At 65.5% G+C, this 17,643-nt stretch carries 9 protein-coding genes; 6 read left to right on the top strand and 3 right to left on the bottom strand.

Translation table 11 applies throughout. The features are described 5' to 3' along the window. The first annotated feature begins 50 nt into the window (after positions 1–50). Positions 51–1,292, top strand: a complete 1,242-nt coding sequence (locus ACKTEK_RS15900) for a M24 family metallopeptidase (RefSeq protein WP_409166298.1) — start codon at positions 51–53, stop codon at positions 1,290–1,292. A 2-nt stretch (positions 1,293–1,294) separates the two neighbouring features. Here the strand turns inward: ACKTEK_RS15900 and ACKTEK_RS15905 are convergent, their stop codons facing one another. After that, positions 1,295–2,107, bottom strand: coding sequence for a TrmH family RNA methyltransferase (locus ACKTEK_RS15905; RefSeq protein ID WP_409166299.1), 813 nt, complete (start codon positions 2,105–2,107; stop codon positions 1,295–1,297). 5 nt (positions 2,108–2,112) lie between these two features. Next, positions 2,113–3,459, bottom strand: coding sequence for an HlyD family type I secretion periplasmic adaptor subunit (locus tag ACKTEK_RS15910; RefSeq protein ID WP_409166300.1), 1,347 nt, complete (start codon positions 3,457–3,459; stop codon positions 2,113–2,115). 174 nt (positions 3,460–3,633) lie between these two features. Here ACKTEK_RS15910 and ACKTEK_RS15915 point away from each other — a divergent pair, with 174 nt between their 5' ends. The 5 genes from ACKTEK_RS15915 (at position 3,634) to ACKTEK_RS15935 (ending at position 10,540) form a co-directional block, all read left to right on the top strand. Further along, the gene (locus ACKTEK_RS15915) at positions 3,634–5,910 is read left to right on the top strand and encodes an ATP-binding cassette domain-containing protein (RefSeq protein ID WP_409166301.1); all 2,277 of its coding nucleotides are present in this window, start codon (positions 3,634–3,636) and stop codon (positions 5,908–5,910) included. A gap of 112 nt (positions 5,911–6,022) precedes the next feature. Next, positions 6,023–6,718 carry a hypothetical protein gene (locus tag ACKTEK_RS15920; protein WP_409166302.1) on the top strand — a complete coding sequence of 232 codons (696 nt, stop codon included), beginning with the start codon at positions 6,023–6,025 and terminating at the stop codon, positions 6,716–6,718. A 147-nt stretch (positions 6,719–6,865) separates the two neighbouring features. Beyond that, positions 6,866–8,308 (top strand): hypothetical protein, encoded by a 1,443-nt coding sequence (locus ACKTEK_RS15925; RefSeq protein ID WP_409166303.1) that lies wholly within the window; start codon positions 6,866–6,868, stop codon positions 8,306–8,308. Positions 8,309–8,312: 4 nt separating this feature from the next. Beyond that, complete coding sequence (locus tag ACKTEK_RS15930) at positions 8,313–8,711, top strand: PilZ domain-containing protein (protein ID WP_409166304.1); 399 nt, start codon at positions 8,313–8,315, stop codon at positions 8,709–8,711. 146 nt (positions 8,712–8,857) lie between these two features. Further along, a complete protein-coding gene (locus ACKTEK_RS15935) occupies positions 8,858–10,540 on the top strand; it encodes a TolC family protein (RefSeq protein ID WP_409166305.1) in 1,683 nt (560 codons plus the stop codon). Between the two features lie 124 nt (positions 10,541–10,664). On the opposite strand, the gene ACKTEK_RS15940 is transcribed toward ACKTEK_RS15935, so the two are convergent. Next, positions 10,665–17,615 carry a PA14 domain-containing protein gene (locus ACKTEK_RS15940; protein ID WP_409166306.1) on the bottom strand — a complete coding sequence of 2,317 codons (6,951 nt, stop codon included), beginning with the start codon at positions 17,613–17,615 and terminating at the stop codon, positions 10,665–10,667. Positions 17,616–17,643 lie beyond the last annotated feature (28 nt).

Below are 17,643 nucleotides of genomic sequence, written 5' to 3' on the forward strand. Positions count from 1 at the left end.
TCCGCAAGCGGCAGAAACGACGCGCGGCACCCAGCACACGGACCATCGCCATGCCCAGCACCGCACAGACCCTCGGCCTCCCCGTCTCCAACGAACTCGACCGTCTCCTGACGATGCATAACGGCGAGAAAGTGGCGCCGACCTTCAGCGCGCCTGAAATGCAGCGGCGCATCGACGGATTGCGCGCCATCCTTGCCGAGAAGAGCCTCGATGCAGCGGTGCTGACGAGCTACCACAACATCAACTACCACTCGGATTTCCTGTTCTGCCATTTCGGCCGGAAATACGCCTTCGTGGTGACGCCGGAGAGCGCGACGAGCGTTTCCGCGGGTATTGACGCCGGCCAGCCGTGGCGGAGAACCTTCGGCGACAACATCACCTACACGGACTGGCGTAAGGACAACTATTTCCACGCGCTGAAAACGCTGCTGCCTGACGCGAAGCGCATCGGCATCGAGTTCGACCATGTGAGCCTCGATCTGCGCGCGGCGCTTGGCGAGACCTTCCCGGACGCGGAATTCGTCGACATCGCGCAGGCGACCATGTGGCAGCGGGCGGTGAAGTCTGTGGAAGAGATCGAACTGATCCGCCACGGCGCGCGTATCGCCGACATCGGCGGGGCGGCGGTGCGCGACGCGATTACAGCGGGCGTGCGCGAACACGAGGTGGCACTGGCCGGCACGCAGGCCATGGTGCGCGAGATTGCCGATACCTTTCCCCACGCCGAGCTTATGGACACCTGGGTCTGGTTCCAGTCGGGCATCAACACCGACGGGGCGCACAATCCGGTCACGTCGCGCGCCGTGCAGCCCGGCGACATCCTGTCGCTCAACTGCTTCCCGATGATCGCGGGCTACTACACCGCACTGGAGCGCACGCTGTTCTGCGAGCATGCCTCCGACGCGCACTTGGCGATCTGGGAGGTGAACTGCGAGGTTCACCGGCGCGGGCTGGAGCTGATCCGGCCCGGTGCGCGGTGCTGCGATATCGCGAAAGAACTTAACGAGATCTATGCTTCGCACGGCCTGCTGGGCTACCGCTCCTTCGGCTACGGCCACTCCTTCGGCGTGCTGTCGCACTACTACGGGCGCGAGGCGGGCGTGGAACTGCGTGAGGACATCGAAACCGTGTTGAAACCCGGCATGGTGGTTTCGATGGAGCCGATGCTGTCCATCCCCGAAGGCCTGCCCGGGGCCGGCGGATACCGGGAGCACGACATTCTCATCATCAGGGAAGACGGTGCTGAAAACATCACCGGTTTCCCGTTCGGCCCGGCGCACAACGTCATCTGAACCTAGATGCGCTTCAGCCTGCGTGCTGCCGCATGCAGCGCGATGCCGGTCGCGGTTGCCGCGTTGAGGGAATCGAGATTGCCGGTCATCGCGATGCGCACCAATGCAAACCGCTGCATCGCCGTTTCCGGCAGGCCGTGGCCTTCCGAGCCGACGAGAAGCGCGATGCCATCGCCACTTTCGGGCAGGTCGCCGATTTCCAGCTCGCCACCACCGGCCAGCGCGAACGCGGTGAGCGACGAGGCGGATAGCGCGTCGACCAGCTGTTCCGACGTATCCGCACGCGCGAACGGGCAGATGAGGCTCGCGCCCACGGACACGCGGATCGCCTTGCGATAGAGCGGGTCACAGCAGGCGGGATCGAGCAGAACCGCGTCGGCACCGAAAGCGACCGCGTTGCGGAAGATGCCGCCGAGATTGTCGTGATTGGCGATGCCAAACGCGGCGACAACCAGCGCGCCCGGCCCAAGCGCCTCAAGCAGCGCGCCCACATCGCGGCCAGCCGTCCGTTCGCCGTGGGCAAGGATGCCGCGATGGATATGGAAACCGGCAATGGCATCGAGCACCGCCGGCTTTGCGACATAGACCGTGCATTCGGCGGGCAAGGCCGCGATCACGCTTTCGAGCGAGGCGAGGCGGCTTTCGGCAACCAGCAACGAGCGGAACGGATGGGTGCTTCGGGTCGCTGCATTGCCCAAGACCACCGCGCCCTCGGCCATGAACCCCTCGCGGCCGCGCAGGTCGCGGTCCTTCACGTCGCGATAGACCTCGATGCGCGGGTCGGCCGGGTCCTCGATGCGGGTGATGCGCGCCATCGGCGCTACTGGCGCAGCGCGTTTTCGCGCACGTTGCGCAGCGGCTTGAGCAGGTAGCTCAGGATGGAGCGGCGGCCGGTGAGAATATCGACGTCCGCGACCATGCCGGGGACCACCGGGCGGCCCGCGCCAAATGCGCCGGCATCGGCTTCCAGCCGCACGCGGAAATAGGACTTGCCCTGCTCGTCCACCAGCGCGTCGGGTGAAATCTCGATGATCTTGCCCTTCAGCCCGCCATAGATCGAATAATCGTAGGCCGAGATCTTCACCACGGCGGGAAGGCCCGGCCAGACTTCGGCGCGGTCGGCGGGCGACAGGCGCGCCTCCACCGCGATGGAGCCGTCCACCGGAACAAGCTGCACGAGCTGGTCGCCGGACTGCACGACGCCGCCGATTGTGGTGATGAAGACGCGGTTCACGATGCCGGAAATGGGGGCTACCACGTCGGAGCGCAGGTTGCGGTCCTGCATGGCGCTGGCGATCTCGCGCAGCTTGGCGAGCTGCAACTCGGCCTCGCCGCGTTCCTTTTCCACCTCCGCGACGATGTTGAGTTCGGTCTCGCGGCGGCGACCCTTCACTTCATCCAGCGCGGCCTCGGTGCGCGGAATGCCGTGGGTCAATTCAGACATCTGGGATTCAAGCTGCTGCAGGCCGCGCTCGGCTTCCAGCAGGTCGTTGCGCGACACGGCACCGCGTTGTTGCAGGCGGCGCAGGTTTTCCACCCGCTCGCTTTCCAGCGCGCGTTCCTTGGAAATGCTGGACCAGCGCGAGCGCAGTTCGGAGAGTTCCAGTTCTTTCTGGCGGATCTGGTCGTCGTGGATGGAGAGCTGCTCGCGCATCTGTTCGCGCTTGTTGCGGAACGTGGCGCGTTCGCGCTCCACGATCGCTGGCACGTCGTGCACGAGGTCTTCGGGGAACGCGGGCGCATCGGCGCCGTCCGTCAGCGCTTCCATGCGCGCGATCTTGGCGCGCGCCGCCTTCATTTCCAGCGCCACGCGGGAGAGTTCGGCTTCGGAGAACGAGTTCTCGATCCGCAGCAGCGGCTCGCCCTTTTCGACGCGGTCGCCGTTGCGCACGAAAATGTCTGTGACGATACCGCCCTCGAAGTGCTGGATGATCTGGTTGTTGGACTGCGGGACCACCTTGCCCGCGCCGCGCGTGACCTGGTCGACCTGGGTCAACCCGGCCCACAGGCCGAACAGCACCACGCCGCCGGAAACGGTGTAGAGAAACGTGCCGTGGGCGCGGTGCGCAATGGCATCGCAACGCCGGTGAAACCGCCCGTCCCCGGCCGGTTCTTGCGCGTCCGGCTTCGTCAGCATCGCGACGATCCGGCTCAACAGCTCTTTCATGTGGTCTCGCATTCCGCAGCGGTGGTTCAGCGCCATCTGAGCCCATCGGGGTTTACGAACAATTAAGCATGCGGGGACGATGCTGCGGGCCTGCAGACCCGGCTGCCCGTAACAGGCGCGCGGCCACGAACCCGATTCCGCGCACGATCCGTCAAGGGTCGCGAGAGGAGCGCAATGAAACGCCTGCGCACCCTGATGGGCAGACGCGAGGAACCCGGCGATCCCGGGCATCTCGACCGCGACCTCATTGCCGCGCGCATCGGGTCGGCGCGTGGATCGTCGCGTCAAAACGAGGGCGCGCCGGAAGGCCACCGTGAACCGGGTGCCGGGCAGCATCTTCTTTCGGGCATCGACAAGGCCTCGCGGCAGTGGCGCGACCACCCCTCGCCGCCGGGTGCTGCCGCAAGCATGGTCGAGGCCGATCCCTCCACGCCGGAAACGCTGGCCGCCGCCGTCGACCATCTCGATGCGAAGGTGTCCTACGTCAACGCGCGTCTTGAAGACCTCGAGCCGCACGAATTCCCGGCCATCGCACTGCTGAACGACGGGTCCAGCTTCCTCGTCAACAGACGCAGCGCGGGCGGCTACATCGTCGACGACGAGAGCGGCGAACGCACCATTTCCGCCGAAGCGCTGGAAGCACGGCAGTCCGGCACGATCTTCTTCGTGCGCCCGCGTGCGCTGGCCGACACCGACGAGGTGCGCGACGAGCCGTTCCAGGATGTCAGCGACGGGTTCGACGTCTTCTCCGACGTGGTGCGCCATGTCTGGGAAACGCGGCGCCGGCTGTTCATGCAGTTGATCGTGGCATCGGCGCTTTCCTACGCGTTCCTGCTGGCGCTGCCGCTGTTCACGATGGCTGTCTATGACCGGGTGGTGCCGCACCAGGCGATGGAGACCATGTGGGTTCTGTCGATCGGCGTGCTGCTGGCGCTGGCGCTCGATTTCCAGCTTCGTTTCGTGCGCATGAAGCTGGTCGATGCCATCGGGGCCTCGTCCTATCTCGCGCTTCAGGCGCGGTTCTTCCGGCGCGTACTGAACGCGCAGCTCGTCGATGCGCCACGCGCGCCCGGCCCCGTCGCCCACCAGGTCAAGGAAATCGAGCAGGTCTGCAATCTCGCGCCCGCGCTGATGGCCGCTGCGGTCGTGGACGTGCCGTTCTTCTTCATCCTCATGGGCGTGCTCTACGCCATCGGCGGCTACGTGGTGCTGGCACCGCTCGTCGGCGTCATCGCGCTCGGCGCGCTCTACACGGTGGGCCATGCCCGCACGGGCAGCGCCATCCGCAAGTCTGTCGAAATCTCGCAGAAGCAATCGAACCAGGTCTTCGAAACGGTGGGCGCGCTGGAATCGGTGAAGGCGGCCACCGCGCAGTCGCACCTGTTGCGGCGCTGGGAGCGGATCAGCGACGAGGCCGGCTACTATGGTCACCGGGCGCGGCTGTGGTCCGGCTTTGCGACCCAGTCCACGCTGATCGTCGTGCAGGCGGTGATCGTCATGGTGCTGATCATCGGCGTCTACCAGATCGGTACCGGCGCGATGAGCGTCGGCGCGCTGGCTGCCAGTTCGCTGCTGGTCGGGCGCATGGTCGCCCCCGTCGGCAGCCTGATCGGCCAGGCCGACCGGGCGCTGCAGCTTTCCAAGTCGCTCGGCGGGCTGGCGCAGGTTCTCTCCACACCGCAGGAAACGCCGGGTGATGCCACCCGCAGCACGGCGCAGATCCGCGGCGGGCTGACGCTGACCGGCGTCGGGTTCAGCTACCCGCAGTCGGGCCGCAAGGCGCTGGAAGACATTCACATCGACATCAAGCCCGGCGAGCGCGTCGGTATCATCGGGCGCGTGGGCTGCGGCAAGAGCACGCTGCTGCGGCTGGCGCTGCGGCTGCACCAGCCCGAAACCGGGTCGGTGCTGATCGACGGGCAGGACATTCGCCAGTTTCCGCCGCACCTGCTGCGCCGGGCCTGCGGCTTCATGCGGCAGGATGCTCTGCTCTTCGACGACACGCTCTACAACAACATCTGCTTCGGGCTCGACAGCGTCAGCGACGCCGATTTCGAGTTCGCCACCGAGATTTCCGGCGTCGCGCAGATGGCGGCCCAACTGCCCGAAGGCTATTCGACCCGCGTCGGCATTCGCGGCGAATGCCTGTCCGGCGGCGAACGGCAGATGGTTTCCATGGCGCGCGCGCTGGTGACCCGGCCCAACCTGCTGCTGATGGACGAACCAACCGCCGCCATGGACAGCGCGCTCGAACTTTCCGTCATCCGTCGGCTGAAGCCCGCGCTGGTCAGCAAGACGCTCATTCTCGCGACCCACCGCATCCCGGCGCTGGAGCTGGTCGACCGGCTGATCGTCATGGAGCGCGGGCGCATCGTCGCCGACGGGCCGAAGCAGGACGTGCTGACGCACCTCAACCGCCCCAATACCTCACGGCCGGCGCAGAGCGCCTGACCGATTTCGCGTCGCGCGCGAGGGTTAACCAATCCCCAACCCCGCCGCGCGTATTGTCCAAAGCAATTGCGGCCAGCGGTGCCGCGCAGTCCCTCATGCGTGACGGAACCACATGTCTGCCCAGGACGAAAGCGAGACGAATTACTGGCCGGGCTATGTCGATGCCCTGACCACCATGACGATGGTGCTGACCTTCGTCATGATGATTCTCGCCATCGGCATCTACATCCTGAGCGAAAGCCTCTCCAAGACGCTGCTGACCGAACTCCTGCGCGAGGCCGACGTGGAGGTTTCGGACCAGGCGACGCAGAAGGAAGTCCGCGACACGCTGGTGGAAACGCTCACGAGGCTGAACCACGAGCACGAGGAAGGCTACCACCCTGTAGAGCGCGTTCAGCAGGAACTGCGCGTCACCCAGGATGACAATGCCCGCGAGGTCTATGCCGCTCCGGTCCAGACCCCAACGATCCCGGAACGTGATGTTGCCGCCAGGTCCACCGGCTCGGTTCTCAAGGTCACCTACGAGGACGCCCAGACGCAGCTCGACGAGGACAGCCGCGCGGAAATCCGTCAGTTCGTTTCGTCATCCGACGCCATCCGGGAGGCCCGCACCATCCTGATCCGCGCCCACGCCGCGCCCATCGCGGGCGGCGCCACGCAGGCCCGGCGCCTCGCCTATTACCGGGCAATGCTGCTGCGCAACGAGATGATCCGGCTCGGCATCGAACCGCGCCGGTTGCGGGTCGAAGTGGACGAAACACCGGACGTTGCAACGGGCCAGAGTGCCGAAATCTTTGCAACGCAATGATTCGATACGGCTTTTCCTGAATTTCGCGCCCCAGTTTTACGACTTGTTGACCTTACTGCGCCATCAATAGCAAGCCGGGTTCCGTTTGCAGCGGGTCCGTGCGCGATTCTTGGAATTGACGTAAGGTAACAGAGTACCCGTCCGGACATGCGCAAGCAGATCAACATACAGCTCTCGAGGATGCTGATCGTGCTTGCCGCCATCGCGGTTCTGGCAGGATGGAACCACGAGTTTATCTGGCTCGGCATTTCCTCGAATGCCTATCTCAACTCCACGATCATCGCAGTTTTCCTGTTCGGCGTGTCGCTGTCGTTTCGCGACGTCTTCCTGCTGCGCAACGAAGAGAACGCCTTCAATTCGCTGAAGGAAGCCTACGAGGACATCCAGCAGGACGGCGAGCGCGGCGCGAGTGACCCCTACTGGCGGCACCATCGCTGCCTGAAGCCGGCCGTCATCGTCGAGCGGCCGCGAATCCTCGGCCACATCTACGACCTCGTCTACGAGGAACTGATGCGCACGCGGCGGCTGCAGCTGTCGGTCAGCACGATGCAGCAGCTCATCAGCGGCATCGCCACGCGCCTGAGCGACGATCGCTCGTTGCTGCAATACGTTACCGGCGTCCTCGTCTTCCTCGGGCTGATCGGTACCTTCATCGGCCTGATGACCATGGTCGGCTCGGTCGGCACCATCATTGGCGGCCTGGCCGGCGGAACGGGTGGCGGCGATGTCGATTTCAGCCGCCTCATCAACGAATTGCAGGCACCGCTGGTCGGCATGGCGACGGGCTTTTCGTCCTCGCTGTTCGGCCTGTTCACGTCCCTGGCGCTTGGCCTGATCGCGCGCTTTTCCTCCAACGCGTCGAACACGCTGAAGGTGCACTTTGAATCCTGGCTCGCCAGCGTCTCGCAGATCGAGACCACCGACGATGGCGAGAACGCGCTGGCGGGAGACAACGCCATCGCGCCTGCCGGGATCGCCAAGCTTGCCGGATCGATGACCGGCGTCACCAAGACATTCCGCCGCCTGCACCGCGACCTCGCGGCCAGCGCCGGCGATTTCGCCGAAATGGCGAAAGGACAGAATCGCCAGACCAACTACATGCAGCGCAGCGTGCGGCACCTGCAGTCCATCGCGGATGCCCAGTTGAACCTCGACCGCAAGCTGACGGCGACGCTGAACCGGATGACCGACGCGTTGTGCCAATTCGAGGAGCGCAGCCGCCAGCAGACGGATTCGCTGCTGGAGAACAATGCGCAGACGGCGGCGCGCATGGAAGACGCTCTGGCGCGCCTCATCGACATCATGGAGCGAGGCCCGGGCGCCAACCAGGAGCAGGAAAGCGAAATGGCGCGCGGACTGGAGAACCTCCAGACCACGCTGCAGGAAGCTTTCCAGCCGCGTGAGGGTGCAGCCAGCGAGGCCGCATCAGCGTCGAGGACGGACGACGAATTCCCGGGGCCGGAACGGCGAAGCCCGGACAGCCCCATGCGCGAGCGCACACCCCAGAGCGTTGCAGCCGAGGACATGATCGAGGACGAGGCGCTCCTGGACGCCGATGCCCTGCCGGCTGCCGCAGGCGAGAGGAACTGAGCCGATGATCATGAACGTGCTCGGCGCCATGATGCACCCGGTCGAACGGTATTCGCGCTACCGCGAGGAACGCAACAAGCCGAAGACCTTCTCGCGCAAGCACCAGCGCTACTCGTGCTGCATCGTGGGGCGGCTCGAATTTCCCGACCGCGGCTTCTACATCGACGGGTCGGTGATGGAAATTTCTCTTGGCGGCACGCTGTTTCGCGCGTGCTCGACCTACATGATCGACCGCCGTCTGGAGCAGGTGCGGGTGCATTTCGACAAGCATTGCATGCGCGGGCAGATCATGAACATCCGGCCCGAAGGATACGGCATCCGTTTCCTCGATCCGCTGGCCGAAGACGATCTCCTGCCGCTGGCCGACGCCTTCGGCCTGCAGGAAGCCAACGAGTTCCACTAAGCCTCGTTCGACGGGCGATTTCGCCCGGCTTCAGCCTGCGCAAATTCCGCGGAAATTCAAGGAATATTAAGGTTAATCAGCGCATAACGGACTGTCAGCGGATGTCTGTCCGCCAGTATCGTTTCTGTACTCGAGTCAGTTTGCGCATGGTCACAGTTCTCGACAGGTGCCGGAAGGCCCGCAACGCGGCATTGGTCGCGTCGCTGGCTTTGGCCGTCGCGGGCTGCAACTCCTCCCGCACCCATACAGGCTCCGTGCGCGCGACGGCATCGCCCTCCGGCGACCCGTGTGCGCAGATCACCCATCCCGGCTCTGAAATCGATTGCAACGCGCTCGCCAGCTACGGTCTGCGTGGCGGAGAGGGCACGCGCGTGGAGGGCCAGACCTCGCTGGCGGCCAATGTCGATCCCGCCCTGCGCAGCGCCAGCGCCGGTGACTTCGCAACGCCCGAGCGCCAGCCCACCGCACAGGGACTTGGACTGCGCGGCGTGGATGGCGCGCCCGCAGCAACGGGCGCGGTCCGCGCACCGGCTGCGCGCACCTATCCCGCAGCACACACGCAGGCACCTGCCCGCACGCATACCGGCTATATTTCGCTGGGTGAAGCCGTCGGCCTTGCCGTCGAGCGCAACCCGGAAATCGGCTACCAGGACGCCAAGGCCTATGATGCCTATTACGGGATCAGGGTCGCGCAATCGCGTCGCAAGCCGCAGGTCGACGGATCGATCGGCGTCGGCTACCGGGTCGACGGCACCTGGAGCAACAGCGGCCTCGACCTCTACAAGGACGGCGGCGCCCAGACGCGCGGCGCGCTGGATGCGAGCCTCCAGCTCAAGCAGCTTCTCTACGATTTCGGCTCCACGCGCAGCGACATCGACCGTGCGCGCTTCGTCTACGTGATGGAACGCTTCAAGCGCGAGGCCAAGATCGAGGACGTCGTCTTCGAGACAATCTCCGCCTATCTCACGCTGCTGGAACAGCAGGCGCTGCTGAAAGCTGCCCGCGACAACGTGAAGGCCCATGACGATTTCGAGCAGCTCGTTCGCCTGAACGAGGCCAACGGCAACGGCACCAAGGCGGACGTGAACCGGGTGGTGGCGCGCAAGGTTGATGCGCAGACGCTGCTGACCGACCTGCAGGCAAGCTCGGAAGATGCCGCCGACCGCTTCCGCCGGCTGACGCAGGTCGACCCGGGGAACCTCGCCGCGCCGCCTTCCGTCGACCACGCCGTGCCGCCGCGCCTTGAAAACGCGCTCGCCATGCTGCCGGACCAGAACCCGTTGCTGCTCAGCATCCGCGCCAACACGGCGGCCAGCGAGATGGAGCTTGCCAGCCACCGCGCGGCAGGCCTGCCGACCATCAACCTGGAAGTCGACGGCACGTCCAACAACTACATCGACCGGCCCGGCGTCAGCGAACTCGAAATGAAGGGCATGGTGGTGATGCGCCAGCGCCTGCTGGACGGCGGCCGCCGCCGCAGCGAGGGCGAGCAGATCCGCTCGCGCGTGAGCCAGCACCAGTATCGCTACCAGCACGAGATGGAAGACCTGGAAGCGGATCTGAGGCAGTACTACCGGGCCATCGATTCAAGCCGCGCGAAGGCGCGTGACCTCAAGAAGGGCCTCGATTCCAGCCGCAAGGTCCGCGAGCTTTATACCGAGCAGTTCCGCGCCGGACAGCGCACCGTGTTCGAGCTGCTGGACAGCCAGTCCTCGCTGTTTTCCGACGAGAGCGACCTGATCAACAATCGCTACGATGCGGTGCGCTCGCAGTTCCGCATCCTGCGTGCCATCGGCATGCTGTCGCAGAGCGTTCACACGCGCCGGTAGGCGCGCCCAAAACACGTCTCCATCAACGAAAGAAAGTTCTGCGTGGGCACCAGCCGCGCAAGATCCGCGCACGCGTCTGCGCGTCTCATCCTCGTCCGGCTTAAGCAGCGTGACCGTGCCTGCGTCAGGCGACCTGGACGATGAGTTCGGCCACCTGGTTGGTCAGGCCGGCATCGTCGAAATAGCTGTAGGTCGTGGTGTTACCCACGGTGTTGGAGGTCAGGTACTCGCCCGCGCCGGCGACGCCTGTGATGGTGTCATCGCCGTTACTGAGGATCGTCAGCACGTTGTCCCCGTCCGTCATGGCCTGGACCTGCGCCTTGGTCAGGGACAGGTTCGCGATGACGTTCAGGTCCCGGACGTTGAGCGTTTCCATGTTGGTGAGCGCGTTGACCAGCGCCGACTCGGAGATGTTCCCGTCCGACGTGATGTGGACGGTATCCTCGCCGGTGCCGCCGTCGATGGCGTCGGCTGCGTATTCGGTGAACTGGTTTTCGTTGATGTAGAACGTGTCATTGCCCGCGCCGCCGGAGGCAGAGCCGCCGTCGCCGGTCGCCGTGCCCATGGTGATGGTGTCATTGCCGTCGCCACCGATCATGGTGTCGTCGCCGCCCGCAGAAACCAGGATGTCGTCGCCCGCGCCACCTGTGATGACGTTGTTGCCCGATGAGCCGGTCAGCGTGTCGTTGCCCGCGCCGCCCGTCAGGTTTTCAAACCCGTCGAAAGTATCACCTGCCGCATCGCCGCCTGACGCGGTGCCTGCGCCGAGGTTCACCGTCACGCCAGTGGTGCTGGTTGCATAGGACAGGGTGTCGGTGCCGCCTTCGCCGTGCAGTTCATCCGCGCCGGCACCGCCGATCACGGTATCGTTGCCGTCACCGGCATAGACGCGGTCATTGCCCGAGCCTGCGTCGATGAAGTCGTTGCCGACCTGCTGCGTGCCATTCACGTCGTCGATCAGGTCATCGCCCGAGCCGCCATAGACCTCGTCGTCGCCCAGGCCGAAAAAGATCGTGTCGTTACCAGATCCACCGGCGATGACGTCGTTGCCGGCGCCACCGGTCAGAATGTCGTTGCCGCGCCCACCGAAGATAAAGTCGTTGCCGTCGCCCATGTTGGTGGTGTCGGCACCCGAAGAGCCGAGATAGATCTCGTTCGCCGCCGTGCCGTTGTTGGCCCCGAAGACCACGGCCGCACCGGTGATGATGTGCCCCGAACCCATGAACTGGAGGATTTCGATGTTCGTTCCGGTGTCGGAGCCTTCATTGCCGTCGGCGAGGTTGTTGTCGATGACAAGGACCGACGCCCCCGACAGCTCGGTGTCGTAGTCGCCGATGGACCCAAGAAACTGAATGGTATCGACGCCGTCTCCACCATTGACCGTGTCGTTGCCGCCCCCGCCGATGAGAACGTTGTTCCCGGTCGATCCGGTAAGCGTGTCGTTTCCGGAGCCGCCGGTCAGATTCTCAAACCCGGAGATGGTGTCGCCCGTCGCGTGCCCGCCGGTAGCGGTATTCGCGCCAATGTTCACCGTGACGCCTGCCGTGTCGCCGGCATAGGACAGAGTGTCCGTTCCCGCGCCACCGGAGAGAATGTCGGCACCACCGGCACCACCGATGATGGTGTCGTTGCCGTTCCCACCCGACAGGGTATTGGAGTTGCTGTCCCCGGTGAGCGTGTCTGCGCCGCTGCCGCCCGTCACGTGCTCGAACCCTGAAATGCTGTCGCCCTGGGCATGGCCGCCAGCTGCGCTGTTGGTTGCGAGGTTGACCGTGACGCCGGTTGTGTCTGCGGAATAGTCGAGGGTGTCATTCCCTGACCCGCCGACGAGCGTGTCGGCGCCGGCAAGGCCCGCGATGATATCGTTGTCGTCGCCACCGGAAATCGTGTTGGCAGACGCGTCGCCCGTCAGCGTGTCGCGTCCTGTGCCACCGGTGAGATTTTCGAACCCGGAGAACACATCGCCCGCCGCGTGGCCACCCGAAGCGGCCCCGGTGGACAGGTTGACGGTCACGCCCGTCGTATCCGTCGAATAATCGAGGGTGTCGGTGCCGGAACCACCCGTCATCGTGTCCGCGCCGGATTCGCCGCGAACCGTGTCGTTGCCATCCTCGCCGTGCATGACGTCGTTGTCGGCGCCGCCGCTCAGCGTGTCGTTGCCCTCGCCGCCAATCAACGTGTCCGCACCGGCAAGACCGGAGATCGTGTCGTTGCCGCTGCCGCCGTGGATGACATTGACAACAGAGCTGCCCGTCAGCGAATCCGAACCCGAGCCGCCGACGATGTTCTCGAAGCCGGAGATCGTATCGCCGGCCGCGTGGCCGCCAGAGGCGGAGTTGGTGGACAGGTTGATGGTGACGCCGCTGCTGTCACCCTCGTATGACAGGGTGTCCGTCCCCGTGCCGCCGATCAACGTGTCGTTGCCCGCGCCGCCGCTGATAAAGTCGTCGCCGGCCCCGCCGTCGATCAGGTCGGTGCTGTCGCGCCCGTAGAGAACGTCGTTGCCGCCCTCACCGTAGATCGTGTCATTGCCCGCGCCGCCGTCGATATAGTCACCGGTGGGCGCTGCCAATCCGGCGTAGCTGTCCACACTGACCGGCGAACCACCCGTGTCCGGACCGGAGATGGTGAGGTTAAGGTCCTCGTCGCCGGTATTCTCGAAATAGACGATGGACACTTCATGTGCGCCTGCCGCCAGTGAAATGGACCCGGAAAGCGCACTCTGGCTGTGCAGGCCGTCATGGTCGATCACCTCGACGCCGTCGATGTAGAGCCTGCTGCCGTCATCGGAGGAAAGCTGGAACGTGTAGGTGCCGCCGGTTGTCACCGTGAGGATGGAGGTGAACCGCAGGCCGATCGTGTCGAGGTTGCCACCGTGGAGCGGCGGGATACCATCCTGATCGAGCGTGTCGACGTAACCCACGCCGGTTGCGGCATTCGCATTGTGTCCGGAGGACCCGAAGCCCGCACCCGAAAGACTGGAGATCGTACCCAGGTCGAAATACTCGTAGCGGAAGCGGAAGCCTGTCGATCCGGTATCCGAACCACCGGTAATCGTGTTGGCGCCGCTTGTGCCGAACAGGATGTCGCTGCCGGTGCCGCCGGTCACGTTCTCGAAGCCAGAGATCGAGTCGCCTGCCGCCTGGCCACGGCTGGCCGTGTTGCTGGCAAGGTTGATCGAGACGCCGGCCGTGTCGGCCGCGTAGGACAGCGTGTCGGTGCCCGCGCCGCCCGCCAGGGTGTTGGCGTTGCCATCGCCGGTGATCGTGTCGTTGCCCGAACCACCCGTCACGTTCTCGAAGCCGGAAATCGTGTCGCCCTGGGCATGGCCGCCCGAGGCCGAGCTGGCGGCAAGGTTGACCGTCACGCCTGCGGTGTCAGCGGAATAATCCAGCGTGTCGGAGCCGGTGCCGCCGGTGAGCGAGTCGCCGCCTGCGAGGCCCGCGACCGTGTCGTCACCCGATCCGGCATCGATGGTATCGGCCCCGGCACCGCCCGAGATGGTATCCGCGCCGCCGCCGGTCGAGATGTTCGCGCCCGTTGCCGACGTCACGCCGGAAAAGTCGATGTCGTCATTGCCGGCGTCCGTCTGCACCACGAAGCCGGTCACGCCAGACGCGGTGAAATCGCCGTCGGCGTCGACGGAGATGTTGTTGGTCGTCGACGTATCCGTGACGCGGATGATCTCGACACCCGTCGCGACATCGCTGACGATGCCGGACCGGCTGATGACCACGGCGTCGGCATCCTCGGAGCCTGCCGTGCGGGCGTTGTAGACCGGCGCTGATTCGATCAGCACATCAAGATCGTGGCTCACATTGCGGTACTCGACCGTGTCGGTGCCGTCGCCGCCATCGATGCGGTCGCCGTTGCCGTCCTCGGTGGCGCTCGTGTTGTCCTTGTAGAAGGTGTCGTCGCCGGAGCCGCCATACATGGTGTCCGAGCCGCCGCCGCCGTCGATCTGCTCGTTGCCCGCACCACCATAGATGCGGTCATTGCCCAGGCCGCCATAGATCAGCGTGTTGGACGTGCCGTCACCCACCATGATGTCGTCGCCGCTGGTGCCGTTGTGCGCACCGGGGCCGGTCATGGTGATGAGCGTCGAAAGGTCTAACGTGCCATCGGCAAACTCGATGCTCTCGATGCCGATCAGGGTGTCGGTGCCTTCGTCGCCGTCGCCGGCGTTGAGGTCGGTGATCGTCAGGTTGCCGGAACCGTCGAGCGTCAGTTCGTAGTCGTCGCGATTTCCGGTGTAGACCGCCGTGTCGGTGCCTGCGCCACCGTCAATCGTGTCGTTGCCGAGGCCACCGGTGAAACGATTCGCGCCGGTGTCGCCGGTCAGGCTGTCTGTGCCGGTGCCGCCGATGACGTTCTCGAAATTGGAGATGGTGTCACCTGCCGCGTGGCCGCCCGAAGCGGCGTTGGTCGCAAGGTTGATCGTCACGCCGGCGGTGTCGGCGGAATAGTCCAGCGTGTCGGTATCGGCCCCACCGTCGAGGATGTCACCACCCGCGCCGCCGGCGATCGTGTCGTTGCCCGCATTGCCGAAAAGCGCGTTGGCATTGGCGTCGCCGGTGATGCTGTCGCTGCTGGACGAACCGAACACGTTCTCGACGTTGGTGATCGAATCACCCTGCGCGTCGCCCCCGGTGTTGACGTTGGTTGCGAGGTTGATCGTGACAGCCGCCGAGCCGGAATAGTCGACCGCGTCGCCGCCGCCTGCCCCGCCATCAATCGTATCGGCGCCCGCACCCCCGCGAATGACGTTGTCAGCCCCGTCACCGGTGATCGTGTCGTTTCCCGCAGAGCCGATCACGTGCTCGATGGCGGTCAGGCTGTCGCCCTGAGCGTCGCCACCGGTGTTGATATTGGTGGCAAGGTTGACGGTGACCGCAGAAGCGGAAGCAGCGTAGGTCACGGTGTCGCCACCGGTTCCGCCATCCATTGTGTCGGCACCTGCACCGCCGATGAAGTAATCGTTGTCGGCGCCGCCCGTCAGCGTGTCGTCGCCGGCACCACCGTCCAGCGTGTCATTGCCCGCGCCACCCGACAGGATGTTCGCGCCGCTCGTGCCGGTGAGGATGTCGCCGCCGGTACCGCCGGTCACGTGTTCGAAACCGGAGATCACGTCGCCCTGCGCGTCGCCGCCCGATGCCGTGTTTGCCGCAAGATTGATCGTCACGCCGGTGGTGTCGCCGGAATAGTCCAGCGTGTCGTTGCCGGTACCGCCGCTCAGCGTGTCGCCGCCGGCAAGGCCCGCAATCACATCGTCACCCCCGCCGCCGATGATGGTGTTCGCGCCGCTGGTACCCGTCAGCGTGTCCGCAACAGAACCACCCGTGACGTTCTCGAAGCCCGAGATCGTGTCGCCCTGCGCATCACCGCCAGACGCGCTGTTGGTGCCCAGGTTGATGGTGACGCCGGTCGTGTCGGCAGAATAATCGAGCGTGTCAGTGCCCGCGCCGCCGCTCAGCGTGTCGGCACCGCCGAGACCGGCAATCGTGTCATTGCCTGAACCGCCATCGATGACGTTGACGCCCGAGGTACCCGTCAGCGTGTCGTTGCCGCTACCGCCGGTCAGGTTCTCGAAGGCCGAAATCGTGTCGCCTTGCGCGTGGCCGCCGGACGCGGTGTTCGTTCCGATGTTGACCGTCACACCGGCCGTGTCGGCGGAATAGTCCAGCGTGTCGGTGCCCGTGCCGCCGGTCAGCGTGTCGCCGCCGGCAAGACCCGCGATCACGTCATCGCCGCCGCCACCGTCGATCACGTTGGCGACCGACGAGCCGGTCAGCGTATCGGCATTGCTGCCGCCGGTGACGTTTTCGAAGCCGGTGATCGTGTCACCCTGAGCGTCACCGCCGGAGGCGGTGTTGTTACCGATGTCGACGATGACGCCGGATGAATCTGTCGAATAGTCGACGGTGTCCGTGCCGGTGCCGCCGATGAGCGTGTCACCACCTGCCGCGCCGCGAATGAAGTCGTCGCCCGCTCCACCGTCGAGCACATTGACGCCGGATTGGCCGACGAGCGTATCGTTCCCGGAACCGCCAGTGACGTTTTCAAAGCCGTTGATGGTGTCGCCGTCGGCATGCCCGCCGGAGACGGCCTTGGTCGACAGGTTGACGCTGACGCCCGTGGTATCCGACGCATAGGACAGGGTATCGGTGCCCGATCCACCCTCAAGGTCGTCCGCGCCACCGAGCCCCTCGATGACGTCGTCGCCGCCCGCGCCGTCGATGACGTTCGCGCCGGAATCGCCGGTCAGCGTGTCGTTGCCGGAGCCGCCGGTGATGTTCTCGAAGCCGGAGATGGTGTCGCCGGTGGCGTCGCCGCCGGTTGCCGCGTTGGTGGCGAGGTTCACCGTCACGCCGGTGCTGTCGCCGTTGTAGGAGAGCGTGTCGGTGCCGTCGCCGCCAGAGAGAATGTCGGCGCCCGCGTCGCCGCGGATGATGTCGTCGCCGGCATCACCGCGGATCTCGTCGTCGCCGGTGCCGCCCAGCAGGGTGTCGTTGCCGCCCGCGCCGATGATGAGGTCGTTGCCGGCGAGGCCGTTGACCGTCTCGTCGTTGTCGGACCCGATGATGACGTCGTTGCCGGTGGTGCCGTTGGTGGAGCCGGTGAAGGCCTCGATATAGGGGTCGACGTCCACCGTGCGGTCGTCGAACTGCAGGAACTCGACGCCGGTGATCGTGTCCGTACCACCGGCGATCGTGGTGACGATGATGTTGCCCGCGCCGTCGACCTTGATCTCGGCGTCCGCGAAGTTGCCGGGGAAGATCGCCGTGTCGGAGCCGGCGCCGCCGGAGATGGTGTCGTCGCCCGCGCCGCCGGTGATGGTGTCGTCGCCGGCATCGCCCCGGATCTCGTCGTTGTCCGCGCCGCCGTCGATCACGTCGTTGCCGCCCGCGCCGATGATGAGGTCGTCGCCGGAGCCGCCGTTGATGGTGTTGGCGTCGTTGTCGCCGATGATCGTCTCGCCGGCCGCCGTGCCGTTGGTGGTGCCGGCACCCGCCTCGATATAGTTGTTGACGTCGACGGTGCGGTCGGCGAACTGCAGGAACTCCGCGTTGGTCACCGTGTCGGTGCCGCCGGCAGCCGTGGTG

This window comes from Tepidamorphus sp. 3E244 (assembly GCF_046159835.1).
Classification (GTDB): domain Bacteria; phylum Pseudomonadota; class Alphaproteobacteria; order Rhizobiales; family Tepidamorphaceae; genus JACKJK01.